This is a genomic window from Frigoribacterium sp. Leaf415, from assembly GCF_001424645.1.
Classification (GTDB): domain Bacteria; phylum Actinomycetota; class Actinomycetes; order Actinomycetales; family Microbacteriaceae; genus Frigoribacterium.
Window position 1 is genome coordinate 680,014 of record NZ_LMQR01000001.1, and the last position, 24,485, is coordinate 704,498.

20 protein-coding genes and 1 other RNA gene are annotated in these 24,485 nt (G+C 71.9%); 16 read left to right on the top strand and 5 right to left on the bottom strand.

The window, feature by feature from the left end; translation table 11 throughout:
- Positions 1-194: 194 nt before the first annotated feature.
- From ASG28_RS03185 to ASG28_RS03195, 3 genes are read left to right on the top strand one after another with little or no spacing between them, the layout of a single operon-like run.
- A complete protein-coding gene (locus tag ASG28_RS03185; RefSeq protein WP_055976798.1) occupies positions 195-1,181 on the top strand; it encodes an ABC transporter permease in 987 nt (328 codons plus the stop codon).
- 9 nt (positions 1,182-1,190) lie between these two features.
- Positions 1,191-2,288: an ABC transporter permease gene (locus ASG28_RS03190; protein ID WP_082454306.1), complete on the top strand. Its 1,098-nt coding sequence runs from the start codon at positions 1,191-1,193 to the stop codon at positions 2,286-2,288.
- Positions 2,285-4,402 (top strand): ABC transporter ATP-binding protein, encoded by a 2,118-nt coding sequence (locus ASG28_RS03195; RefSeq protein WP_055971935.1) that lies wholly within the window; start codon positions 2,285-2,287, stop codon positions 4,400-4,402. Before ASG28_RS03190 ends, ASG28_RS03195 begins: the two co-directional genes overlap by 4 nt.
- Positions 4,403-4,487: 85 nt before the next feature.
- On the opposite strand, the gene ASG28_RS03200 is transcribed toward ASG28_RS03195, so the two are convergent.
- The 3 genes from ASG28_RS03200 to glgX form a co-directional block, all read right to left on the bottom strand.
- Positions 4,488-5,135 (bottom strand): DUF1294 domain-containing protein, encoded by a 648-nt coding sequence (locus ASG28_RS03200; protein ID WP_055971938.1) that lies wholly within the window; start codon positions 5,133-5,135, stop codon positions 4,488-4,490.
- Between the two features lie 285 nt (positions 5,136-5,420).
- Entirely contained in the window at positions 5,421-5,924 is a 504-nt protein-coding gene (gene ybaK / locus ASG28_RS03205; protein ID WP_055971941.1) for a Cys-tRNA(Pro) deacylase, read from the bottom strand.
- The gene (glgX, locus tag ASG28_RS03210; RefSeq protein ID WP_055971944.1) at positions 5,921-7,966 is read right to left on the bottom strand and encodes a glycogen debranching protein GlgX; all 2,046 of its coding nucleotides are present in this window, start codon (positions 7,964-7,966) and stop codon (positions 5,921-5,923) included. The genes ybaK and glgX overlap by 4 nt, the downstream gene beginning before the upstream one ends.
- A 78-nt stretch (positions 7,967-8,044) precedes the next feature.
- Here glgX and ASG28_RS03215 point away from each other — a divergent pair, with 78 nt between their 5' ends.
- The 11 genes from ASG28_RS03215 to ssrA all read left to right on the top strand — a co-directional run bounded on the left by ASG28_RS03215 (position 8,045) and on the right by ssrA (position 18,335).
- Complete coding sequence (locus ASG28_RS03215) at positions 8,045-9,211, top strand: cysteine desulfurase family protein (protein ID WP_055971947.1); 1,167 nt, start codon at positions 8,045-8,047, stop codon at positions 9,209-9,211.
- Between the two features lie 227 nt (positions 9,212-9,438).
- On the top strand, positions 9,439-10,194 hold the full coding sequence (locus ASG28_RS03220) for an acyl-CoA dehydrogenase (RefSeq protein WP_235477501.1): 756 nt from the start codon (positions 9,439-9,441) through the stop codon (positions 10,192-10,194).
- Between the two features lie 11 nt (positions 10,195-10,205).
- On the top strand, positions 10,206-10,832 hold the full coding sequence (locus ASG28_RS03225; protein WP_055971950.1) for a signal peptidase I: 627 nt from the start codon (positions 10,206-10,208) through the stop codon (positions 10,830-10,832).
- Between the two features lie 8 nt (positions 10,833-10,840).
- Positions 10,841-11,746: a hypothetical protein gene (locus tag ASG28_RS03230; protein WP_055971953.1), complete on the top strand. Its 906-nt coding sequence runs from the start codon at positions 10,841-10,843 to the stop codon at positions 11,744-11,746.
- Positions 11,743-13,566 (top strand): choice-of-anchor G family protein, encoded by a 1,824-nt coding sequence (locus ASG28_RS03235; protein WP_055971956.1) that lies wholly within the window; start codon positions 11,743-11,745, stop codon positions 13,564-13,566. Before ASG28_RS03230 ends, ASG28_RS03235 begins: the two co-directional genes overlap by 4 nt.
- An 81-nt stretch (positions 13,567-13,647) precedes the next feature.
- Entirely contained in the window at positions 13,648-14,250 is a 603-nt protein-coding gene (locus tag ASG28_RS03240; protein WP_055971960.1) for a hypothetical protein, read from the top strand.
- Positions 14,251-14,316: 66 nt separating this feature from the next.
- Positions 14,317-15,426 carry a peptide chain release factor 2 gene (prfB, locus tag ASG28_RS03245; protein ID WP_043593664.1) on the top strand — a complete coding sequence of 370 codons (1,110 nt, stop codon included), beginning with the start codon at positions 14,317-14,319 and terminating at the stop codon, positions 15,424-15,426.
- 103 nt (positions 15,427-15,529) lie between these two features.
- Positions 15,530-16,273, top strand: coding sequence for a cell division ATP-binding protein FtsE (gene ftsE, locus ASG28_RS03250; protein WP_043593759.1), 744 nt, complete (start codon positions 15,530-15,532; stop codon positions 16,271-16,273).
- Positions 16,270-17,184, top strand: a complete 915-nt coding sequence (ftsX, locus tag ASG28_RS03255; protein WP_043593665.1) for a permease-like cell division protein FtsX — start codon at positions 16,270-16,272, stop codon at positions 17,182-17,184. Before ftsE ends, ftsX begins: the two co-directional genes overlap by 4 nt.
- Before the next feature lie 189 nt (positions 17,185-17,373).
- Positions 17,374-17,850 carry an SsrA-binding protein SmpB gene (gene smpB, locus ASG28_RS03260; protein ID WP_055971963.1) on the top strand — a complete coding sequence of 159 codons (477 nt, stop codon included), beginning with the start codon at positions 17,374-17,376 and terminating at the stop codon, positions 17,848-17,850.
- A 107-nt stretch (positions 17,851-17,957) separates the two neighbouring features.
- Positions 17,958-18,335, top strand: a transfer-messenger RNA (tmRNA) gene (gene ssrA, locus ASG28_RS15965).
- 274 nt (positions 18,336-18,609) lie between these two features.
- On the opposite strand, the gene ASG28_RS03265 is transcribed toward ssrA, so the two are convergent.
- Positions 18,610-20,190, bottom strand: a complete 1,581-nt coding sequence (locus ASG28_RS03265; protein ID WP_055971965.1) for a hypothetical protein — start codon at positions 20,188-20,190, stop codon at positions 18,610-18,612.
- A gap of 195 nt (positions 20,191-20,385) precedes the next feature.
- Positions 20,386-21,270, bottom strand: a complete 885-nt coding sequence (locus ASG28_RS03270) for a LacI family DNA-binding transcriptional regulator (RefSeq protein ID WP_055971968.1) — start codon at positions 21,268-21,270, stop codon at positions 20,386-20,388.
- Between the two features lie 41 nt (positions 21,271-21,311).
- Between ASG28_RS03270 and ASG28_RS03275 the strand changes: the two genes are divergently transcribed.
- A complete protein-coding gene (locus ASG28_RS03275) occupies positions 21,312-22,517 on the top strand; it encodes an ROK family transcriptional regulator (RefSeq protein WP_055971971.1) in 1,206 nt (401 codons plus the stop codon).
- Between the two features lie 286 nt (positions 22,518-22,803).
- Entirely contained in the window at positions 22,804-24,480 is a 1,677-nt protein-coding gene (locus ASG28_RS03280; protein WP_200925249.1) for an ABC transporter substrate-binding protein, read from the top strand.
- Positions 24,481-24,485 lie beyond the last annotated feature (5 nt).

Below are 24,485 nucleotides of genomic sequence, written 5' to 3' on the forward strand. Positions count from 1 at the left end.
AAAGTGCTGATCAAACCCCGATTTGCGTCGCTGTCGACCCGTGAGGGCGCGGATGGCGACGCCTCCCGAGAGCTGACCGCGTGAGCCCAAATGTACGGACGCCTTGAATCCACGCAAACTTTCATGTGAATTTGTTACACGCTCGAAACCTAGCCAGCTGGTCGCGGCTCGGGGTACGTCTAGTGTCGATCTCCATGGCCCGATTCCTCGCCCGCCGGCTGGTGTACTACGTCGCCCTGGTCTTCATCGCGACGTCGCTCACCTACTTCCTCGCCTCGGCGACCCTCAACCCGCGCTCCGTCTACGCCGACCGCAACCCGCGTCCGTCCTCCGAGGTCGTCGACGCGAAGCTCACCTCGATCGGGGTCAACGACAAGGACCCTCTCGGCGAGCGCTACGTCCATTGGCTCGGCGGAGCGGTCACCGGCGATCTCGGGCAGACCATCCAGGACAAGCCGGTCGCGGCGGAATTCGGGCCGAAGCTGGGGGTCAGCCTGCGCCTCCTGCTGGTGGGGTCGATCCTCGGCATCGTGCTCGCGGTCGTGGTCGGCACGTGGAACGCCATCAGGCAGTACAAGTTCTCGGACCGGGTGTCGTCGGTGCTGTCGTTCGTCTTGATCTCGACGCCGGTGTTCCTCACCGCCGTGCTGCTCAAGATCGGGGCGACGAAGCTCAACGACGTCCTGGGCTACCAGCTGATCACCTTCACCGGCGAGGCGACCCCCAACCTGACCGGCGGGTTCGGCACGATCGCGTGGGACCGCATCGCCCACCTGCTGCTGCCCACCATCTCGATCGGCATCGGCCTCATCGCCGTCTACAGCCGGTACCAGCGGGCGACGATGCTCGACGTGCTGCAGGCCGACTACATCCGCACCGCCCGCGCGAAAGGGCTCCGTCGCCGCCCCGCGATCTTCAAGCACGGGCTGCGCACGGCGTTGATCCCGATGACGACGCTGTTCGCCTTCGCGTTCCTCGGCGTGCTGACCGGGGCCACCTTCACCGAGAAGATCTTCGCCTGGAACGGCCTCGGCGCATGGTTCATCGACGCCGTGCAGGCCAACGACGTCAACGTGGTCGTCACGTACACCCTCTACAGCGCCGTCGTCGTGCTGCTCGCCGGCTTCGTGTCGGACGTGCTCAACGCGGTGCTCGACCCGCGCGTCCGAGCGCAGAAGTAGGGCCGCCCCATGACCCGGTTCACACCCGACCTGCTCGAAGGGCCGTCCGACGCGGTCGCGCCCGAGTCGCGAGAAGAGGTCGCGGCGACGTCGCCGAACCGCTTCGCGCTGACCTTCCGGCGCCTCTTCGCGAACCGCGGCGCCACCGTCGGCCTCGTGACGATCGTGCTGCTCTTCGTCTTCGCGTTCGTCGGCCCGGTGGTCTCGCCGTACGCCTACAACTACATCGACTACACGGCCCTGTCGTCGCCACCGAGCGGCGCGCACTGGTTCGGCACGAACAACATCGGTCAGGACGTCTTCGCCCAGACCGCCCGTGGCCTGCAGAAGTCGCTGCTGATCGGTCTGCTCGTCGCCCTGTTCTCGACGGTGATCGCCGGCATGCTCGGCGCGATGGCGGGCTACTTCGGCGGCTGGATCGACCGGGCCGTGATGGTCTTCGTCGACCTGCTGCTCGTGCTGCCGTCGTTCCTTATCATCGCGATCCTCTCGCCGCGCCTCAAGCAGTACGGCTGGTTGATCCTCGTGGCCCTGCTCGCCCTGTTCGGCTGGATGATCACGGCCCGCGTGGTGCGCTCGCTCACCCTCAGCATCAAGGAGAGGGAGTTCATCCGCGCCGCCCGCTACATGGGCATCGGCCACTTCACGATCATCGTCCGGCACATCCTGCCGAACGTCGCGTCGTTCCTCGTGATCGACGCCACCATCGCGATCGGCGCGGCCGTGCTCACCGAGTCGGGGCTGTCCTACTTCGGCTTCGGCGTGCAGCCGCCCGACGTGTCGCTCGGCACGCTGATCGCCCAGAACCAGAGCGCGGCGACCACCAAGCCGTGGCTGTTCTTCTTCGCGGCCGGCGCACTGATCGTGTTCGCCCTCGCGAGCAACCTGCTCGGGGACGGCCTGCGCGACGCACTCGACCCGACCTCGACCGCCGGGCGCACCGGCCGTCGCCGTCGCACCCGCGGCCGGACGGCCGAGAGCCGAGGAGGCGCGGCGCCGCTCGGACGCACCGGCGGCGTCTCCGAGGCGGCGAGCCGCGCCCCCGGGGCCGACGTCGGCTCCCCGGCACCGACCCGCACGAACGACGAGAAGGGGGAGCGCGCATGACGCTCACCGAACCGGTCGACCGCACCCGCGCCTCCTCGGCTCCTGTGCTCGAGGTGCACGACCTCACCGTGACCTTCCCGACCCCGGACGGCGACGTGCGTGCCGTGCGGGGCGTCGACCTGACGCTCCGCCGCGGCGAGGTGCTCGGCATCGTCGGCGAGTCGGGCTCGGGCAAGTCGGTCACGAGCCTCGCCGTGCTCGGTCTGCTGCCCGCGACGGCCAAGGTGACGGGCTCGATCACCCTCGACGGCGAAGAGCTGATCGGTCGCGGCGACAAGGCGATGTCGGCGATCCGCGGCAAACGGATCGCCATGGTCTTCCAGGACCCTCTGTCGGCCTTCACGCCGGTCTACACGGTGGGTCAGCAGATCGCCGAGACCGTGCTGATCCACCGCGGCGGCACGAAGAAGCAGGCGCGCGAACGGGCGATCGAGCTGCTGGGGCTCGTCGGCATCCCCGAGCCCGAGCGTCGCGTCGACTCGTTCCCGCACGAGTTCTCGGGCGGCATGCGGCAGCGCGCGATGATCGCCATGGCGATCGCCAACGACCCCGACGTGATCCTCGCCGACGAGCCGACCACGGCCCTCGACGTGACGATCCAGGCGCAGGTCATCTCGGTGCTGCGCACGGCGCAGCGCGAGACCGGGGCCGCGCTGCTGTTCGTCAGCCACGACCTGGGCGTCATCGCCGGCTTCGCCGACCGGATCGCCGTGATGTACGCCGGCCGCGTCGTCGAGACGGCGACGGCCGACGACCTGTTCGCCCACCCGCGCATGCCGTACACGGTCGGACTGATCGGGGCGCTACCGCGGCTCGACCAGCGGTCGGACCAGCCGCTGGTGCCGATCCCCGGGACGCCGCCGTCGCTGCTGTCGCTGGCCCCGGGCTGCCCGTTCGCGGCCCGGTGCCCGCTCGTGACGGCCGAGTGCCGCGTCGACGAGCCCGCGCTCGAGCAGGCTCCCGCGGTCGAGGCCGGCCACCGGGCCGCCTGCCTGCACGCGGACCAGCTCGTGGGTGAGGGCACCGACCCCGAGGACGTCTACGACCTGCCGCCCGCTCCCACCTCGGAGCTGGCGTCCGTGCCGCGGGCGTCGAGGGACCGGGTGCTGCACGTCGACGGACTGGTCAAGACGTTCCCGCTGACGAAGGGGTCGGTGTTCAAGCGCCGGGTCGGCAGCGTGTGGGCGGTCGACGGGGTCGACCTCGACGTGCGCGAGGGCGAGACGCTCGGGCTCGTCGGCGAGTCCGGCTCGGGCAAGAGCACGACGCTGCACGAGATCATGGACCTCCGCGTGCCCGAGGCCGGCACCATCGAACTGCTGGGCACGGCCCTCGACCGCAAGCTCGACGGGTCCACGGTGAAGCGGCTGCGGGGCGCTGTCTCGATGGTCTTCCAGGACCCGATGGCCAGCCTCGACCCCCGCCAGCCGGTCAGCGACATCATCGCCGAGCCGTTGCTCGCGATCGGTCGACCCCGCGACGAGGTGTCGCGTCGGGTGCCCGAGCTGATGCGCCTCGTGGGGCTCGAGCCCGCCGCGGCGACGCGCTACCCGCACGAGTTCTCGGGCGGACAGCGGCAACGCATCTCGATCGCGCGGGCGCTGGCCGCCGATCCGAAGCTGATCGTGCTCGACGAGCCGGTGTCGGCGCTCGACGTGTCGATCCAGGCCGGCGTGCTGAACCTGCTGGCCGAGCTCAAGGCGACGCTCGACCTGTCGTACCTGTTCGTGTCGCACGACCTCTCGGTGATCCGGCACGTGGCCGACCGGGTCACGGTGATGTACCTCGGCCGGACCGTCGAGACGGGCCCGGTCGACGAGGTGTTCGAGCACCCGCTGCACCCGTACACGCAGGCGCTGCTGTCGGCCGTGCCGGTGCCCGACCCGGTCAAGGAGCGGGCACGCGAGCACATCGTGCTGCCGGGCGACCCGCCGACGCCGACCGTCAAGCAGACCGGCTGCCGGTTCCGCAGCCGCTGCCCGCTCTACGCGATGCTGCCCGAGGCGCAGCGGTCGCGCTGCGAGGACGAGGTGCCCACGATGCTGCCGCACGGCCGCGACGGCGCCGACCACACGGCCGCGTGCCACTTCGCCCGCGAGAAGCAGCTCGTCTGACGCCGTGAGACCCCAGGAACTCGCCGAGACCCCGGCGCGCGCAGGAGGGTTTCGGCGAGTTCCTGGGGTCTGAGCTCGCCGCGGGTCAGCGCTGGCGGACGAGCGCGAGCGAGAGGGCGACCACGAGCACGTCCACGGCGACCGTGGCCCAGAAGGCGAACTGGAACGAGCGCTTGCTCGTCTTGTGGCGGAGCAGTTGTTGCGCGACGAGGGCCCCGGGCCAGCCGCCGAGCAGGCCGAGCAGCAGCAGCGTCCGCTCCGGCACGCGGCGCCGTCCTCGCCGGGCCGCGGATTTGTCGAGTGCGTAGACGAGGGCCGTCAGCACGTTGACGCCGACGAGTCCGCCGATCAGCCAGGGGGCGAGGCCGCCGAGCGGGGGCGACGTCGAGTCTCGGGTGAGGGCCCAGACGGCTGCGGCGACGCCGAGCACGACGACCAGCCCGACGACGAGGGCGACCCCGCCGGCCCGCGTGGGTCGGGGTGCCCGGGCCCGCGGTGCGGACCAGCGCGTGCCCACGGCGGCCACCCGCACGGCGGCCGGCCCCCGGTCGCCGTGGCGGTCGACCTCGTACGAGAACGCGTCGCCCACCCGGGGCCGGGCCGTGCCGCGGCCGAACGCCGTGATGTGGACGAACGCGCGGCCCCGCCCCGAGACCGGGGTGAGGAAGCCGAAGCCGCGCTCGTCGTCCCACGAGGTGAGCGTGCCCTCGATCCGGGCCGGGCTGCCGGTCATGCGCCCGACCCTAGCCCGCGCCGCCCGTGTGCCCGCCACCGTCCGCACCGGTTTCGGACCCGAGACCGGACCTCGTGTCGCCGGGGTGCGCCTTCTTGCCCGGAGTCCACGGCCGTTCCGGGCGGGCGACCGCTGCCGCCGCGTCTGGCATGACGAGCGCCCCGCCCCTCTTCCCGCCAGGAGGTGGACACGGCGCCATCTTTTTGCCTGGTGCGGTGTCCATCACGTGGTGCAGTGTCCATCGCGTGGCGGCGTGGCGGCAGATCCGAGGAGGCGCGGCGCGGGTCAGTCGCGACGGATCGCCGCGTAGGTGCCGCCGGTCGCACGCACGAGGTCGTCGGGGGCGATCTCGATGTCGAACCCGCGCCTCCCGCCGCTGACGAAGACCGAGGCGAAGGAGGCGGCGCTCGCGTCGACGACGGTCGTCGCGGCGGTCCTCTGGCCGAGCGGGCTGATGCCGCCGACGACGTAGCCCGTGCGGCGTTCGACCAGGGCGGGGTCGGCCAGCGAGGCCTTCTTCGCCCCGACGGCGGCGGCGAGCGCCTTGAGGTCGAGGCGACCCGAGACGGGGACGACGCCCACCACGAGGGTGCCGTCGGCGTCGACCACGAGGGTCTTGAAGACGCGCTCCGCGGAGAGACCGAGCTCGGCGGCGGCCTCCTCGCCGAAGTTCGTGGCCGTGTCGTGGTGCTCGTACGTGTGGGCCGTGAACGGGATGCCGGCCGCGGTGAGCGCGACGGTGGCCGGCGTGGCGGGGCCGCGCGCGCCTCCTGCGTGCTTCGTTCTCACGGGGCGGCCTCGACCGTCGTGGCGCGGAACACCACCACGGTCGGCCCCGAGACGAGCAGGTCGTCGCCGGGAGCCGACGCCTGCGGCAGGCTGCGGTCGTCGCTCGACCACAGCGCCTCGTAGGCCGTCACCCCGTCGTGCCGGGGGAGCGTCACCGGGACGGCGGTCTCGGCCCCGTGCACCACGACGAGCACCGTGTTGGGCGCCTCGTGCTCGGGTGTCGAGGTGGCGAGGTACTGCAGGGTGCGGACGCCGGGGTCGTTCCACTCGTCGGGACGCATCTCGTCGCCCGAGGCCGAGTGCCACGACATCTCGTTGGCGCTGAGCGTGCAGGCGCCGTCGACGCCGAACCGCGACGGGCGCAGGGCGGGATTCTCGGCCCGCAGCCGGGTCAGCGTGGCGACGTCGTCGTGCAGGGCCCGGTGCCAGGGTTCGTCGGACCAGTCGACCCAGGTGAGCTCGCTGTCGGTGCAGTACGCGTTGTTGTTGCCGTGCTGGGTGCGACCGCGTTCGTCGCCGGCGGTCAGCATCGGGATGCCGGCCGAGACGAAGAGCGTGGCGAGCAGGTTGCGCATCGATCGGCGGCGGGCGTCCGAGATCCAGGGGTTGACGCTTTCGCCCTCGACCCCGTGGTTGAACGACCGGTTGTCGTCGGTGCCGTCGCGGTTGCCCTCGCCGTTGCTGAGGTTGTGCTTGCCGTCGTACGAGACGAGGTCGAGCAGGGTGAAGCCGTCGTGTGCCGTGACGAAGTTCACGCCCGACAGCGGGCCGCGCTCGTGGGCGTAGATGTTGCTCGACCCGCTGAGCTTGGAGGCCAGGCTGCCGAGCCCGGACGGGGGAGCGCCTTGCGAGCGGGCGGCCGCGATGTCGGTCAGCCAGAAGTCGCGGGCCCGGTTGCGGAACCGGTCGTTCCACTCGATCCAGCCCTCGGGGAAGGCGCCGGTCTGCCAGCCGCCCAGGCCGACGTCCCACGGCTCGGCGATCATCTTGACGCCCTCGAGCGCCGGGTCGTCGACGATCGCGCGCAGCAGCGGGTGCTCGGGGTCGAAGACGTGGTCCGCATCGCGACCGAGGGTGGCGGCGAGGTCGAAGCGGAACCCGTCGATCTGCACCTCGTCGGCCCAGTACCGCAGGGAGTCGAGCACGAGCCGCGAGGCGGCCGGCGTGCTCGTGTCGAGCGAGTTGCCGCAGCCGGTCACGTCGACCGGCCGACCCTCGGCGTCGTGCCGGTAGTAGGCCGAACCGTCGAGACCGCGCAGGCTCGTGACCGGGCCGCCGACCTCGCCCTCTTCGGCCGTGTGGTTGTAGACCACGTCGAGGTAGACCTCGATGCCGGCCTCGTGCAGCAGGCGCACCATGCCCTTGAACTCGCGCAGGACCGCCGAGGCGCCGGCCAGCTGCGCGTCGCGGCTGGCGTAGGCGGCGTGCGGGGCGAAATAGCCGAGGGTGTTGTAGCCCCAGTAGTTCTCGATGCCCTGTGCGACGAGGCGCTGCTCGTCGACGTGTTGGTGCACCGGCAGCAGCTGCACGGCCGTGACGCCGAGGCCCGTCAGGTGGGCGATGGTCGACTCGGCGGCGAGGCCGGCGTAGCTGCCGCGCAGCTCTTCGGGCACGAAGGGGGCCAGCCGGGTCAGGCCGCGGACGTGCGCCTCGTAGACGACCACCCGGTCCAGCGGTGTGCGGGGCTTCGCCACCCCGCCCCAGTCGAACGACTCGTCGACGACGGTCGACTGCCACGTGCCGCGTCCGGTGCGACCGAGGCCGCGTGCGTACGGGTCGAGCAGCTCGAGCGACGGGTCGAAGGCGTTGCCGCCCCCGGCGGGACCGTCGGCGCGCAGCCAGTACCGCCGCCCCGGGGTGAGGGCGCCGTCGGTGGCGCTCCACACGTCGTGCTCGTCGCGGACCATCGGCACGACGCGGTCGTGCGGGGCGTCGTCGATCACGAGGTCGACGCGGGACGCCGACGCCGACCAGACGCGCAGCGTCGGCCCGTCGGGGCCGGGACGGATGCCGAGATCGCGCAGGGGGTCGAGGTCGGTCACGCGTTTACAGTAGAGGAGGCGCGTGTCGGCCCCGAAATCATCGAGCCTCACCGCCCCACCCAGCCTGAGGACCCGAACATGAGCGTCTACCTCGACCACGCGGCCACCACGCCGATGCACCCGGCGGCCATCGCCGCCTACGCCGAGGCGCTCGGCACGGTCGGCAACCCCTCGTCCATCCACTCGGCCGGCCAGAACGCCAAGCGCGTCCTCGAAGAGGCGCGCGAACGCGTCGCCGCGACCCTCGGCTGCGACCCGATCGAGGTCGTCTTCACCTCGGGCGGCACCGAGGCGGTCAACCTCGCGATCAAGGGACTCTGGTGGGCGAGGCAGTCCGACCGACCGCGCCCGCGCCTCCTCGTCCCCGCCGGCGAGCACCACGCCACCGTCGACACCGTCGAGTGGCTCGAACGGTACGAGGGCGCCGTCGTCACCTGGCTGCCGCTCGACGAGCAGGGTCGGCTGCGCGTCGACGCCCTCGCGGCGGCCCTCGACGAGCACGACGACGTGGCTCTCGTCAGCCTGCTCTGGGCCAACAACGAGGTCGGCACGATGCAACCCGTCGACGAGGTCGTGGCGCTCGCCGCGGCCCACGGGGTGCCGGTGCACTCGGACGCCGTCGCGGCCTACGGGCAGGTGCCGATCGACTTCGCGGCCTCCGGGCTCGCGGCGCTCAGCGTGAGCGCCCACAAGATCGGCGGGCCCATCGGCATCGGCGCGCTCGTGCTGTCCCGTTCCGCGACCGTCGTGCCGCTGATCCACGGCGGCGGCCAGCAGCGGCAGGTGCGCTCGGGCACGCAGGACGCCCCGGCCGCCGTCGCCTTCGCCGTCGCGGCCGAGCAGCCGCACGGGGCCTACGAGCCGCTGCGTGATCGACTGATCGCCGGGGTGCTGGCGACGGTGCCCGGCGCGGTGCTGCGAGGCGACCCCGTCGACCGGCTGCCCGGCAACGCCCACTTCACCTTCGACGGCTGCGAGGGCGACTCGCTGCTGTTCCTGCTCGACGCCGCCGGCGTCAGCGTGTCGACCGGGTCGGCCTGCCAGGCCGGCATCCCCGAGCCGTCGCACGTGCTGCTCGGCATGGGCCTGCCTGCGGACGCGGCCCGCGGTGCGCTGCGCATGACGATCGGGCACACGAGCACCGACGCCGACGTCGACGCACTGCTGGCGGCGCTGCCGACGGCCGTCGCGCGCGCCACGACGGCCGGCTACGCCGACCGGGCCCCGGTGCTCGGCGCCCGCTGATCCGACGCCCGGGACGGGCACCTCGGCCCCGTCCCCCGAACGGGTGGGTTGTCGCCCCCTTGCGGGGGTGGTGTACTCGTCGTCAACACACGTGAGCACGTCTCACCGGCAGGGCCCCACCATCCCGCGCCGCCGCCGCACCCCGGCACGCCGCCCGCTCACCACGGGCGTCCATCGCACCACCCGAGCGCCGCCCTCACCAGGCAGCGCGGATCAGGAGCACCACCATGCCGCAGCACAGCTCTGCCTCCGACGCCCCTCGCGACGACGCCTCCCGCGACGACGTGGCGACGCTCGACCGGGCCACGCCGAGACCACGTCGTCTCCGCAAGATCGCGGCGCTCGCCGCCGGCGGTGCCCTCGTCGTCGGCGGCCTCGGTTACACGGTCGCCGCCTGGACCGACAGCGAGTGGGTCTACGCCGGCGACGGCACGGGCGGCCCCGGCATCGGCACGGGCACGTTCGAGGTCCAGCAGAGCGTCACCTCGCCCTACACGGCGGGCTTCTCCGACTACGAGACCGCACCGGGGCGCGGCACCGTCTTCACGCCCGGGGCGCAGACCCTGAGCCCGGGCGAGAGCGTCTACTCGGGCGTGGCCCTGCGGACCACGACCACCACGACCGTCCCCGCCGACGTGCAGGTCCGTGCCGCGGTGCCGGCCACCGGCATCACCGTGGCCGACGCCGGGGGTGCGCTCTTCAGCGCCTTGACCGTCCGGGTCGCGACGGTCGAGGTCACGGCCGGGGGAGCCGCTCCGACCTGCACCGCCGCCGCGTTCACGGCGCCGACGACGATCGCCACGGGTGCGCTCTCGACGACGGGCGCCACGGCGACGCAGCGCCTCGCCGCCGCGGCCGGCACCACGCAGTTCTACTGCTTCGAGGTGACCCTGCCCGCGAGTGCCGCGACGTCGGCGAGCTCGACGCTGCAGGGCCGCACCGCCGCCCCGGCGTGGGAGTTCGCCTCGACCAGCGTCGAGTGACGGACCGACCGATGGTCGACACCGTGACCCGGCCCCGAGCGGGACGCCCGGCCCCCGAGGCCGGGCCGCGCCGCGCGGACCGTCGCGATCGCACAGATCGTCGCGATCGCCCCGGCCGTCGCCCGCGCCGTCGCCCGGTCGACGTCGCGAGCACCGTCCTGCTGTCGGTGGTCGGCCTCGTGGGTGCGATCTGCCTGCTCTGGCTCGCCGTCTCGACGGTCCTCGGCCTGTCGCTCGTGGTCGTCCTGACCGGCTCGATGAGCCCCACCGTGCCCGCGGGCGGTGCCGTCGTCACGCGGGCGATCGCCGCGGCCGACGTGCGGCCAGGCGACGTGGTGACCGTGCCCCGGCCCGGCTTCGAGGTCCCCGTGACCCACCGCGTGGTCTCGACGACCGCCGTGCCCGGGGACTCCGCCGCGCGATCCCTCGTGCTGCGGGGCGACGCCAACGACACGGACGACCGCGATCCCTACGTCGTGCGCGACGCCCGGATCGTCGTCGCCTCGGCCCCGGGCCTCGGCTTCGTCCTGACGACGATGTCGACCCCGCCGGCCCGAGGCCTGGCGGTCGCCGTCGTCGGTGCCGCCGTCGTGCTGGCCTTCTGGCCGACACGACGCGGCGCCGCCCGTCGAGGGTGAGGACCACCGTGGACCCGGCGATCGGTGCCCACCGCGGACCCGCGACCCGCGGGCACCGCACCGCGCCGACGCTGCTGGCCGTCGTCGGGACGGCCGCGTTCGTGCTCGGCGGTGCCCTCACCGTCCAGGCCGGCACCGCCCGCGCCCTCGAGCCCGTGCCCGAGACCGGCCTCGACGGCCACCTCGTGCTGGCCGACGAACTGGTCGGCACCGAGGACATCGCCCCCGCGGCCCCCGGGCGCTGGCAGATCGCGACCGACGTCACGACCGGCGACCGGGTGGCGCTCGGCCTCGAGCTCGTCAGCTCGGGCTCGCTCGTCGACGACGAGGCCGGACTGACGTTGGGGGTCGAGACCTGCGACGTCGAGTGGCAGCAGGTCGAGACGACGCCGCTCTGCACGACCGGGGCGCGGATCGTGACCGCCCCGACCCGCGCCTCCTCGTTCGTCGACGGCAGTCCCTCGTGGCCGGTGCGTTCGGTCGGGGGCACGGGCCGGGTCTTCGTGCTCGTCAGTCTCGGTCTCGCCGGGGGGCGCGCAGCAGACGACACCTCCTCCATGGGGCGGAGCGCCCGAGTGGGCGTCGGCATCACGGCGACGGCCCTGGACCCCGTCGCGACGCTCCCGGCTGAACCCGCTCCCGAGCCCACCGTCACCGCCACGCCCGGTGACCCGGCGGAGCCCGGGCCCGACGCGACGGACGAGGCGGCACCCGGCCCCGCGATCAACGGCTCGGACGACGGACGCCCCGGCGACGGACGCCCCGTCGGCGTGACCCTCAGCGGCGTGGCCGCCCCGCGCTCCCTCGCCTTCACCGGCGGCCTCTCGCTCGGCCCGGCGATCGCGGGTGCCGGCGCCCTGCTCGTCGGCCTCTCGCTGCACCTCCGCGGACGACGCCGGGCGGTGACCTCGTGACCGGCGTGCACGTCCGACGTCGTCGCCCGACGGGTGCGGCTCGCCTCGTCGCGGCCCTCACCGCGCGCCGGGCCGTCGTCGCGGTCGCGTCCGTCGTCGCCGTCGTGGGTGCCGTCATCGTGCCCCCGCCCCCCGTGACGACCGCCGCCTGGACCGACTCCGAGCGCACGTACGGGCTGGTCGGCACCACGAAGTTCACCTGCGGCACCGACACCGGGTACGCCGCCGCCGCGTCCAGCCGTTTCGTGCGCGGCAGCCTGGCCGGCACCGACCTCGACACCGTCGCGGCCGTGCGCGGGGCGGACCTGACGCGCACCCGCTCCGGCGTCGTCACCGCGGTGCCGACGTCGCCCGCCCCGACCACGGACGCCGGAGGCACGACGACCTTCCGCAATCCCCTCTCGGCGAGCGCGGGGTCGGGTCTCGTCGGCCTCGACCTGACCGGGCTCGGCACGAACCTGCCGGCGGGGTCGGCCGGAGCCCTGAACCAGTTCACGCGGGTCGCCCCGACCGGCACGGCGGCCGCCGCCACGGGGTTGGTGAGCGACCAGGGCGCTCTCGGCGTGACGTCGACGACGCCCGCGTCGGCACTGCCCGGCCCGGCCCGCGTCGGCCTCACCTCGGTCCTCCCCGCGACGACGGCGCTCGACCGGGCCGACCTGACCGTGGGTGCGGTGGCATCGACCGCGACGATCGACGGGTGTCGGGCCCTGGAGAGCCGCATCTGGGGCGACGGCGGCGTGACCGGGGTCGTCCGCGACTACGGCGTCGCCGGTCTTGGCCTCGAGCTGCGCAGCCCGGCGGTGGCGGGGCTGTCCGGCCAGGTGTCGAGCACGGTCACGAGCCTGAACACGGCAGCCGCCGGGTTGACGGGCGTCAACGGCACGATCTCGAGGACCATCCGGGACGGCGTGCTCGCCACGGTCAACGGCCTGACGAACCTGCTCAGCCTCGGTGGGGTCTCGGGTTCGGTCACCCTGACCGGACTGAACCTCCAGTCGGCCGTCGACCCGGTGCTCGCGGGGTCGATCACGAGCACGGACGGCACGGTCACCATCACCCCGTCGACCGGCGTGGTGTCGGTCGACCTGGCCAAGCTGGTCGGCCAGCCCGGCGGGCTGAACGGTCTCGCCCCGAACACCGAGCTCGTGCTGAGCGCGGCGGCGATGACCTCGGTCACGACCACGGTCGGGTCGATGCTCGACGGCCTCACGCAACGGGTCGTGGCGGCGCTGCAGTCCGCGGTGTCGGCGGCACAGCTGTCGGTGGCGTTGACGGTGACGCTGAGGGCGACGGTGCTCGGCGTGCCCGTCGACGTGCTGGCCGTCGACGTCACGATGAGCGGATCGCTCGGCCAGCTGCTCGCGTCCCCGTCGACCGCTACGGCGAAGGTCGACACGCGGGTGCTGAGCGGGGCGCTCTCCACCCTGCTCGGCGGTCTGCTCAACCCGCTGCTCTCGGCGCTCGTCGGCTCGGTCGGGTCGCTGCTCGCGTCCGTCGCCACACTCGTCCGGGGCGCCCTCGTCACCCCGATCACGACCCTGGGCACCACGCTCTCGACCACGCTCGCCCCGGTCGTGACCGCGGTGGGCACCCTGACCACCCGTCTGCCGTCCGTGCTGTCGCTGCGCGTCAACCTGCGCCCCGACCAGGCCGGCTACCCCGGTGGCGTCGTGACCACCGCGCCTGCCGACAAGTGGTCGACGAGCCCGTACCAGGTGGGGGCGCTGCGGGTGGCCCTGTCGGCCGGCGCGACGACGGTCACCTCGGTCGACTTCGCGACCTCCCGCGTCGGACCCGTCAGCACCGTGCCCCGGTAGTCGCCGCGACGGCGACGGCGACGACGGACCCGACGAGGCGCGGGTCGCGCCCCGCAGGCCCCGTCGCGTCAGACTGGGCCCATGCAGCTCTACTCGGCCTCGCCCCTCGTCCGTACCCGCCAGGTGACCGGAGACGTGGTCGCGATCGGCCTCGTCGTCCTCTTCGTCGTGCTCGGGGTGAGCATCGCGTCCTTCATCGGCTCGTTCGCCGACCTCGGCAGGCAGCTCGAGGAGGCGGGGGCCGGCTTCCAGGGCACGATGCAGGACGCGTCGCGCGCACTCGAGGGGTTGCCCTTGGTCGGCGGTGCTGCCAGCGCACCGTTCGACGGAGCCAGCGGCGCCGGACAGTCCCTGGCCGACGCCGGACGGCAGCAGCAGGAGGGTGTCGCCCGGGCGGCACTGGTCGCCGGACTCGTCGTGGCCGGGGTGCCGAGCCTCGTGGTGCTGTGGGTCTGGCTGCGTGGGCGGATCGCGTTCGTGCGCCGCGCCTCCTCGGTCCGTTCGCTGCTCGCCCTGCCGGGCGGCGAGGACCTGCTCGCGCTGCGGGCCCTGACCGGCCGCGACGCGAAGGCCGCCCTCGCCGTGTCGCCCGACCCCGTCGCCGACTGGCGTGCGGGGGAGCCCGCGGTCGTCCGACGCCTCGCCGACGTGGCCCTGCGCGAAGCGGGCGTCGCCCGGCGCTGACCGTCGGTCTGTCGGTACGAGGCACGGGCAGGCCCGGCCCACCCGGGCCGGGTAAGCTCGGGGACCATGATCGCACTGGATTTCTCTGAGCAGATTGCCGCCCTCCGGGCCACGTTCGAAGACATCCGTGCGGTGATCGGGCAAGACCGTCTCGTCGCCGAGATCGCCGAGCTCAGCGAGCAGGCGTCGGCCCCCGACCTGTGGGACGACACCGACAACGCGCAGAAGGTCACCAGCGCGCTCAGCCACCGGCAGTCCGAGCTCGAGAAGCTCGAGACCACCGAGGCGCGACTCGACGACCTCGTGGTGCTCGTCGAGATGGCGAACGACGGTGACGACCAAGAGAGCGCCGACGAGGCGCAGGCCGAGCTCAAGGCGCTGCAGAAGATGATGGACGTCCTCGAGGTGCAGACGCTGCTCGACGGCGAGTACGACCCGCGCCCCGCCGTCATCACGATCCGCGCCGGGGCCGGCGGGGTCGACGCCGCCGACTTCGCCGAGATGCTGCTGCGCATGTACCTGCGCTACGCCGAGAAGCACGGCATGTCCGCCACCGTGATGGACACCAGCTACGCCGAAGAGGCCGGCATCAAGAGCGCCACCTTCGAGATCGACGCCCCGTACGCGTTCGGCACGCTCAGCGTCGAGGCCGGCACGCACCGGCTCGTGCGCATGAGCCCGTTCGGCGCCGCCGGCAAGCGTCAGACCAGCTTCGCCGCGGTCGAGGTCATCCCGCTGATGGAAGAGACCGAGTCGATCGACATCCCCGAGAACGACATCCGCGTCGACGTGTTCCGGTCGTCGGGCCCCGGCGGTCAGAGCGTCAACACGACCGACTCGGCCGTCCGCCTGACGCACATCCCCACCGGCACCGTCGTCTCGATGCAGAACGAGAAGAGCCAGATCCAGAACCGGGCCGCCGCCATGCGCGTGCTGCAGTCGCGCCTCCTGCTGCTGCAGAAAGAGGCCGAGAACGCCAAGAAGAAAGAGCTGGCCGGCAACATCACCGCCAGCTGGGGCGACCAGATCCGCAGCTACGTGCTGGCGCCCTACCAGATGGTCAAAGACCTCCGCAGCGAGCACGAGGTCAACAACCCGTCGAACGTCTTCGACGGCGACCTCGACGGCTTCATCTCGGCGGGCATCCGCTGGCGCAAGCGCGACGACCAGGACTGATCCGGCCCCGCCCGCCCGGCGGCTCCCAGCACATCCATAGCCGCCTCGCCGCAGCGAGTCGCTGCGGTGATCGTCGCGGACCGCGCTTAGGGTGATCCCCGTCATGATTCGGTTTGATGAAGTCACCAAGGTCTACGTCGGCAACCCCCGACCCGCGCTGAACGCCGTCACCCTCGAGATCCTCAAGGGCGAGTTCGTGTTCCTCGTCGGGGCGAGCGGCTCCGGCAAGTCGAGCTTCCTGCGGCTCGTGCTGAAGGAAGAGAAGCCGTCGCAGGGGCAGATCCACGTCCTCGGCCAGCGTCTCGGCACCCTCTCGAGCCGCAAGGTGCCGTATTTCCGGCGCAACCTCGGCGTCGTGTTCCAGGACTTCCGGCTGCTGCCGCAGAAGAACGTCTTCGACAACGTCGCGTTCAGCCTGCAGGTCATCGGCAAGAGCAAGGGCTTCATCCAGGAGGCCGTCCCCGACGTCCTCAAGATGGTCGGCCTGGTCGGCAAGCAGCACCGTCTGCCGCACGAGCTCTCCGGCGGCGAGCAGCAGCGCGTCGCGATCGCCCGCGCGATCGTCAACAAGCCGGCGATCCTGCTGGCCGACGAGCCCACCGGAAACCTCGACCCCTCGACGAGTGCCGGCATCATGACCCTCCTCGAGCGCATCAACGCCGGCGGCACGACGGTCATCATGGCCACGCACGACGCCGGCATCGTCGACCAGATGCAGCGCCGGGTCATCGAGCTCAGCGCGGGCAACATCCTCCGCGACGAGCGCCACGGCGGCTACCAGACCCAGGCGGTGCCCATCCAGGCCATCGGGGTCGAGGACCTCAGCACGAGAGGAGCCGACGCATGAGACTCGGACTCGTCATGAGCGAGGTCGGCAGCGGCCTCCGTCGCAACGCCTCGATGGTCGTCTCGGTCGTGCTCGTCACGTTCATCTCGCTGACCTTCGTCGGCACCGCGGCCCTCTTGCAGATGCAGATCACGCAGATGAAGGGCTACTGGTACGACAAGGCCCAGGTCGCCGTCTACCTCTGCACCGACACCGACACGACCGGCAACTGCACCGGCGCGATGGCGACGAAGGACCAGATCGACGGTGTCCGCGCCCAGCTCGACAGCGACGTGCTGACGCCCTACGTCGACAAGTTCTACTTCGAGGACCAGACCCAGGCCTACGACCGCTTCAAGCAGCAGTTCGCCGACAGCCCGGCGACCGAGTTCGTGCAGCCGGCCTACCTCAACGAGACCTTCTGGGTGAACCTGAAGGACCCCACGCAGTCCGACGTCCTCACCGAGAGTCTGTCGAGCCTGGCCGGCGTCCAGAGCGTGGTCGACCAGCGCGGCTACCTCGACCCGATCTTCGCGGTGCTGAATGCGGCGAGCTACACGGCGATCGGCATCGCCTCGCTCATGCTGATCGCGGCCGTGCTGCTGATCGCCACGACCATCCGGTTGAGCGCGTTCAGTCGCCGACGAGAACTCGGCATCATGCGCCTGGTCGGTGCGTCCAACCGGTTCATCCAGACGCCGTTCATCCTCGAGGGGGTGATCGCGGCCCTCGTGGGATCGTTGCTCGCCGGCGGGGCGATCATCGCGATCGTGAACTTCTTCGTGAAGGGCTACCTCGCGGTGACCTTCCAGGGCACGCCGTTCATCGGCCTGCGCGACGCTGCCCTCGTCGTGCCGATCGTCATCGTCGTCGGCATCCTGCTCGCGGCCCTCAGTGCGAACGTCGCCATCAGGCGCTACCTGAAGGTCTAAGAGCTGACCATGCGAAGGAGGCGCGGTGCCGGTCGAACCCCTCCGCGTCGGCATCGTGGGCGGCGGCTTCATGGCCCGCGTGCACGCCGGCGCCGCGCGGTCGGCCGAGGCTTTTGTCATTCGACGTCTCCTGTATACTGAACGGCTGCCTGTCGGCAGCATCCCCACCCGAACGACCAGGAGGCCAGCGTGGCGAAAGAACGCGGTGAGAAGGTCGTGGCCACGAACCGCCGCGCGCGCCACGACTACACGATCGACACCACCTACGAGGCGGGCATCGTCTTGAGCGGCACCGAGGTCAAGTCGTTGCGGCAGGGCCGCGCGTCGCTGGTCGACGGGTACGCGTTCGTCGACGCCGGCGAGGCGTGGCTCGACGCGGTGCACATCCCCGAGTACACCGAGGGCACCTGGAACAACCACGCGCCCCGGCGCAAGCGCAAGCTGCTGCTGCACCGCCACGAGATCGACAAGATCGGGCAGAAGACCAAAGAGGGCGGCTTCACGGTCGTGCCGCTCAAGATCTATTTCAGCGACGGCCGGGCCAAGGTCGAGATCGCCCTCGCGAAGGGCAAGCGCGAGTACGACAAGCGCCAGACGCTGCGCGAGCGCACGGCGACTCGCGAGGCTCAGTCGGCCATGTCGGCTCGCAAACACCTGGGGGAGTGAGCGTCGGGTCGTCACCGGTGGCGCGAGAGCGTCCGACGACGTAGACTGATGGGCCGCACGGAAACGTGCGTTGGTAATTCAAGAGCGTGTGACGACGGCCCCCTCATGGGGATGATCGGTTTCGACATCGCCTGTGTGCGAACGAGAAGCGGGCCGAGGATCCAGGGTTATCTCGTAAACGATCTCTGGAAAACAATAAGTGCCAATAACAAGCGCACTGACTTCGCTCTCGCTGCGTAAGCAGTAGAGCCACATGGAGTCCGTCAGTCTGGTGACCGCCTTCTAACCAGATCCTGACGTCATCAAGATGGCTTGCTGTGTGACTACGCCTGGGGGTCACACGGGACTTGCACTCGGGCTGGGCTCGTCGACCTAGAAGCCAGTAACAAAGGTCGGAGCCGAGTAGAACGCCTCATCTGGCTACGCCCGTAGAATGCGTGCAATCTCAGCGATGGACGGGGGTTCAATTCCCCCCATCTCCACCACCGGTCGTCGTCACACCCTCTCGAACACGAACGCCCCCGCCTGATCAGGCGGGGGCGTTCGTGCGTCCGGGCCGTACGTTCCGCGCCCGCGCCCGCACCTGTGCGCCCTGACACCGGGCGCTCATGTCGCACCACCGATGTGGTGTCGAACCACGCACATGGATGGTTCGACACCACATCGGTGGTGCGACCGCGACTGCGGGTGCGGCCGGACGCGGAACGGCCCCCGTCACTGCCGAAGCAGTGCCGGGGGCCGTCCTCGTGGTGCGGGTGGCTACTCGCCGGCCACGTCGCTGGTCGCGAGCTTCGCGCGGCGACGAGCCAGGACCATCAGCGTCGAGCCGAGCAGCAGGACGGCGGCGCCGATGCCGATGGCGGCCTCGGTACCCTCGCTACCCGTGTAGGCCAGGCCCGTGGTGCCGGCGATCGGGGTGGCGGGCAGGGCTGCGGGCGTCACGGCGGCGACGAGGCTGAACGCCACGTCGGCCGACGGGGCCGAGACGATCGGCTGACCGGCGGCGTCGAGCACCGGCAGGCCGTCGGCGCCGAGCAGGAACGACACGGCGGCGGCCGTGTAGTCGTCTGGCGTCAGGGCCAGGGTGACGGTCCAGTTGCCGGCGGCGTCGACGACGATCGGGTCGGCGGGGTCGGCGGGGACCGCAGCAGCGGCGGCCCGGCCGTTCTCGGCGGCCTCGAGCTCGTCGAGCTGGTCCGTCGGGACGACGGCGAGCAGGATGTTCGAGCCGGGGGTGCCGGTGCCCTCGAAGGTGACCTGGTCACCGACGACGACCTGACCCTGGGTGGGCGAGGTGATGACCGGGGCGTCGAGGGCGACGGCCGCGGCCTCGAGGGTGAAGTCGACCGGGGTCGAGTCGTCGGAGGCCACGGGGAGGCCGTTCTCGTCGAGGACGGGTTGGCCGGCGGCGTCGAGCAGGACCTGGAGCGCGACGGCGGTGTAGGCACCGGGCTGGAGGGCCGCGGTGACGGTCCAGTCGCCGTTCTCGTCGACGACGATGCGCGCGGCCGGGTCGTCGGCGAGGGTGCTGACCGTGTCCGTCGGAGTGACGAGGAGTCCGATGTCGGCGCCGGGGGTGCCGGTGCCCTCGAAGGTGACCTCGGTGCCGGTGACGGTCGAGCCCTGGGTGGGCGCGGTGATGACCGGGGCGTCGAGCGCGGTCGGCGTGGTCGGGGGCGTCACGACGGCGGGGAGGACCACGGGCAGGACGACCTGGCCGCGGCCGCTGCCGCCGAGGACCTGGTCGACCGTGATGGTCTGCTCCGGGGTGGCGTCGGCCGGGAAGGTGACCGACCCGGTCCAGGTGCGGTCCGCGCCGACGCTGATCTGGCCGATGACGGCGTCGCCGACGGACGGGGACAGGTTGACCGTGGCGGTCGGGATGCCGGTGCCGGTCACCTCGACGGTGCGGGACGCGGTCGTGGCTCCGGCTTCGGGGCTCGTGACGTCGAGGTTGGGCAGGAAGAAGTCGACGGCCGCTGTCTCGTCCGCTTCGTCGGGGAACGACTCGACGACGAACACGGACTGCGCGGGAGTCGCGTCGTCGGCGTAGGGCGTCAGCGCCGCGGTGTAGGCGCCGGACGTGGCGTCGGCGGCGGCCGTTCCGAGGGAGGTGGTCTCCGTCGAGTCGGTGAAGACCTCGATGGCCGCTCCGGGGGTGGCGCTGCCGGTGACGGTGACGGTGCGGCTGTTCGTGGTGGCGCCGGTGGCCGGGCTCGAGACGACGAGGTCGCCCGCGACGGCCTGTGCGGCGGTGGTCGAGAGGAGGGCCCCTCCGAGGGCGAGCGTGACGACGGCCGGGACGGCCACCGCACGGCGCCATGAGAACTTGGTGATCACGTGGTGAGTGCTTTCTTGATCGGTGGTGCAAGCGTCATCGCTTGTCCGCCCACGGCTCGGTGCCGGGTGAGACACGCAGCACGGATCAGGTTCCCCGCGCTCGTCGAACCTATCCAGAAGCTGAGAGAACCCCACCGATCTGTCCAGAATGCGCAGGGTGAATGTCGAGCCACCCTCGAACCACCCGGACGGGGGTCAGGAGGATGCGGGCCCCGACGACCCCCGCCGCACGAGCGACGCGGGCGGCGCCTCGACCGACGCCACGCCCTCGCCTGCCAGCACGGCGAGCAGCATGCCGGCCGCCACCTCGCCGATGCGCTGCACGTCGTGGCTGACCGCCGACAGCGACGGTGTCGACAACTGGCACTGCGACGAGTCGTCCCAGGCGACGAGCGTCAGCTGCGTCGGCACGTCGACCCCGAGTCGCTGCGCTGCGGCGAGCCCGCCGAGCGCCATCTGGTCGTTGTCGAAGACGACGGCCGTGGGCGGCGTCGGCCCCGAGAGCAGACGCGAGAGGGCGGCCGCGCCGGCGTCCCACGAGTAGTCGCCCTCGATGGTCTCGACGACGGACGAGGAGGCGCGACTCGCGGCGACCAGCGCCTCCTGCCTCACCTGCGTGTGCAGCAGCGCCGCCGGGCCCGACACGTGCGCCAGTCGACGGTGCCCGTCCGCCACGAGCGCGGCCACCGTGTCGCGCATGGCGACGCCGTCGCCGGTCCAGACGGCCGGCAGGTCGCCCGAGAGCGCGGGGTCGCCGAGCACGACCGCGGGCAGGCCGAGCTCGCGCAGCAGGGCGGGGCGCGGGTCGTCGTCGGTGAGGTCGACGAGCACCACCGCACCGAAGTCGCCCGAGGTCGCCCACCGTCGGTAGGCCGCCAGCTCGGCGTCGCGGTCGGCTAGGGCCTGCAGCAGCAGCGTGTGGCCCCGGGGGCGCAGCACGCGTTCGATGCCGGCGATCAGTTCGTGGTAGAACGGCTCCGCCCCCAAGATCTCGCCGGGGCGGACGAGGGCGAGACCGACGCGACGGCGGTCGCCCGGCCCGGCAGGGGCCACCCGGGTGTCGACGATCGAGTCGGTCATGCGCCCGAACCTACAGCCCCCGACAGGTCGGAGCGACGCCCGTGGTGACCCGCGACCCCGACCCGACCCCTCCGCAGACGAGCCGCGAGCTCGTCGTCGACCTCGTGCGGTCGTCGGGCCCGATCAGCCGGGTCGAGCTCGCCCAGGCCAGTGGGCTGACGCAGGCGTCGATCTCGACCATCGTCCGGCGGCTGCTCGACGAGGGACTCGTCCGCGAGACCGGTCGGGCGGCGTCGACCGGCGGCAAGCCCCGCACGATGGTCGAGATCAACCCGCGGGCCGTCTACGGCATGGGCGTCCAGATCGGGGAGGACGCCCTCACCTACGTCGTCACCGACATGCGCGGGGGAGTCGTCGGCCGCCTGCAGGTCGACGCCGGCCCCGCCACGTCCGACGACGTCACGGCGGCCGCGGTCCGCATCGTGGACGGCTTCCACGACGTCGTCGGCAGCCTCGGTCTCGCGAGCGGCGCGGTCGCCGGGCTGGCCGTCGTCGGTCCGCGGGCGACCCTCGCGCACGGCGTCCGCACGGGCCCGCGCTCCACCGAGAGCGCCCTCCACGCCGGTCTGCACGCCGCGCTGGCCCTGCGTCTCGGCCTGCCCGTGATCGTCGACAACGACGCGGCCGCCGCAGCGCTCGGCGAGTTCTGGAGCCGCCAGGTGCCGCGCTCCGAGACGTTCGCCTGCGTGTACCTCGGCACGGGCGTGGGCTCGGGCATCGTGCTCGACGGAGCCCTGCACCGCGGTGCCAGTTCGGGCGCCGGCGAGCTCGGCCACGTCTCGATCGACCTCGACGGCGAGCCCTGCTACTGCGGCAACCGCGGCTGCCTCGAGCTCGCCGCGTCGCCGGGGGCCGTCGTCGCCCGGGCGCACCGCGACGCCGCCGCGTTCGACGACCTCGGCCTGACCTGGGCGTCGGGCGGGGTCGCGCGGGACTTCGACTTGCTCGCCCGCGCGGCGATCGCCGGTCACGTCGCGTCCGACGCCCTGGTCACCCGGGCGGCCGGCCAACTCGCCGCGGGGGTCGTCACGCTCGCCAACCTGCTCGACCTCGACCGCGTCGTCCTGAGCGGCCCCGGTGTCGCCGTGGCCGGCTCGATCTACGCCCGTGCCGCCGTCGAGGCCCTGGCCCGCACGGCGTTCTCGCGAGGCGTGCACGCCACCCGGGTCGAGGTCTCGACGGACCCGCGCGACGCGGCCGCGATCGGTGCGGCCGCCCTCGTCGTGCAACGCGCCATCTCGCGCTGACCCCGCGCCGGTGCCCGGACCCGGCCCGCGCCTCCTCGGCACCGGGACTCGTGCACTGCACCGCGTCCGTTCGGCGGCTCGGGCGGGCCCACCTGCCTCTGCGCCGCGTTTCGTGCAGCGCACCGCGTCTGGTCGAGGTGCCGTCCACGAAACGCGGTGTGGTGCGTGAGGAGGCGCGGGTCACGATCCCGACACGGCCTCACGACTTTCTTGACTCGCTTACGTAAGTCGTCTAAGAAAGACCCCGGGACCAGGCGACGACGCCTGGCCAGACGAAGGGTCGACGATGCCTCTCTCCATGACCAACCGCCGACGGGCCGGGTTCGGCGCGATCGCGCTCGCGACCGCCGCGGGCCTGGCGCTCACCGGCTGCACCGCCTCGAGCGGCGGCGACGAAGGCGGCATCACCGCCAACACGGGCCCCGCGGGTGACCTGACGGCCAACTTCAACCCGTTCTCGGCCACGGCCGACAGCACCTCGCAGGGGCTGCTCTACGAGCAGCTCTTCTACTACAACGTGCTCACCGGTGCCGACCCCAAGCCGATGCTGGGTGAGAAGTACGAGTGGAACGACGACGGCACCGAGCTGACCGTCGACCTGCGCACCGGCGTGCAGTGGAGCGACGGCGAGGACTTCACGGCCGACGACGTCGCGTACACGTTCCAGACGATGCTCGACAAGCCCGAGCTGAACCGCGTCGGCTTCGAGGGCACCGTCGCGGCCACGGACGACGACACGGTGGTCTTCACCTTCGCCGACACGTCGTTCGTCAAGGGCCCGGACATCCTCGGTCAGGCCGCGATCGTGCCCGAGCACGTCTTCTCCAAGCTCTCCGACATCGCGACCGACCCGGTCGAGAAGCCCATCGGCACCGGCCCGTACATGCTCGACACCTTCACCCCGCAGAGCTACGTCTACAAGGCGAACCCGAACTACTGGCAGTCGGGCAAGCCCGAGGTCAAGAGCATCCGCTACATCGCCCTGGCGAACAACACCTCGGCGACCGACGCGATCGTGGGCGGCGACCTCGACTGGTCGAGCATCTTCATCCCCGAGGCCGACAAGGTGCTCGGCAGCAACCCCGACGTCAGCTACGTCGCGACCCCGCTGCAGCAGATCACGCTGATGACCTGCTCGAACGCCGACCTCGGCTGCACCGGCCCGCAGACCGACCCCGCCGTGCGCCAGGCGATCTACAAGGCGATGAACCGCGACCAGCTGAACGACCTCGCCTTCTCGGGCACGAACAAGCAGATCTCGCCGACGTTCATGACCCTCGGTCGTGACGACGACTACATCAGCCCCGACGTCGAGAAGGAGACGCCGATGACGGCCGACACCGAGGGCGCCGACGCGCTGTTGCAGTCCGCCGGCTACGCGAAGGGCTCCGACGGCATCTACGCCAAGGACGGGCAGAAGCTGCAGCTCGAGATCCAGGTCGTCACGGGCTACTCGGACTACATCGCGGCGATCGACGCCCTGGCCGAGCAGCTGCGCGCGGTCGGCATCGACATCACGCAGAGCGCCAAGTCGTACAACGAATGGGTGGCCGCCCGCAACAACGGGCAGTTCCAGCTGACCATGGACTCGCTCGGCCAGGGCCCCTCGACCGACCCGTACTACCTCTACAACGGCAACTTCGACTCGACGACGACCTCGCCGGTGGGCGAGCAGGCGATCAACAACTTCGCCCGCTACTCGAACCCGACCGTCGACGCGGCGATCGTCGCGGCCGAGCAGACCGACGACGTCGCGGCGAAGACCGAGCAGTACTTCACGATCCAGAAGGAGATCGTGAAGGACATGCCGTACATCCCCGTGCTGCTGCAGTCGACGCTGACCGAGTTCAACAGCTCGAAGGTCACCGGCTGGCCGACCGGCGACGACGACACCGAGAACTTCCCGGCGACGTGGAAGACCTGGGACAACGCCCAGACCGTCCTCGCCCTGAAGCTCAAGTGATCGTG

Excerpts from the sequence above, each read along its gene's own strand:
- ASG28_RS03190 (WP_082454306.1), top strand. The coding sequence starts at position 1,191 with ATGACCCGGTTCACACCCGACCTGCTCGAAGGGCCGTCCGACGCGGTC.
- ASG28_RS03215 (WP_055971947.1), top strand. The coding sequence starts at position 8,045 with ATGAGCGTCTACCTCGACCACGCGGCCACCACGCCGATGCACCCGGCG.
- prfB (WP_043593664.1), top strand. The coding sequence starts at position 14,317 with ATGATCGCACTGGATTTCTCTGAGCAGATTGCCGCCCTCCGGGCCACG.
- ASG28_RS03200 (WP_055971938.1), bottom strand. The coding sequence starts at position 5,135 with ATGACCGGCAGCCCGGCCCGGATCGAGGGCACGCTCACCTCGTGGGAC.
- ASG28_RS03270 (WP_055971968.1), bottom strand. The coding sequence starts at position 21,270 with ATGACCGACTCGATCGTCGACACCCGGGTGGCCCCTGCCGGGCCGGGC.
- ftsX (WP_043593665.1), top strand. The coding sequence starts at position 16,270 with ATGAGACTCGGACTCGTCATGAGCGAGGTCGGCAGCGGCCTCCGTCGC.
- ASG28_RS03225 (WP_055971950.1), top strand. The coding sequence starts at position 10,206 with ATGGTCGACACCGTGACCCGGCCCCGAGCGGGACGCCCGGCCCCCGAG.
- ASG28_RS03240 (WP_055971960.1), top strand. The coding sequence starts at position 13,648 with ATGCAGCTCTACTCGGCCTCGCCCCTCGTCCGTACCCGCCAGGTGACC.
- ftsE (WP_043593759.1), top strand. The coding sequence starts at position 15,530 with ATGATTCGGTTTGATGAAGTCACCAAGGTCTACGTCGGCAACCCCCGA.
- ASG28_RS03280 (WP_200925249.1), top strand. The coding sequence starts at position 22,804 with ATGCCTCTCTCCATGACCAACCGCCGACGGGCCGGGTTCGGCGCGATC.
- ASG28_RS03220 (WP_235477501.1), top strand. The coding sequence starts at position 9,439 with ATGCCGCAGCACAGCTCTGCCTCCGACGCCCCTCGCGACGACGCCTCC.
- ASG28_RS03195 (WP_055971935.1), top strand. The coding sequence starts at position 2,285 with ATGACGCTCACCGAACCGGTCGACCGCACCCGCGCCTCCTCGGCTCCT.
- ASG28_RS03185 (WP_055976798.1), top strand. The coding sequence starts at position 195 with ATGGCCCGATTCCTCGCCCGCCGGCTGGTGTACTACGTCGCCCTGGTC.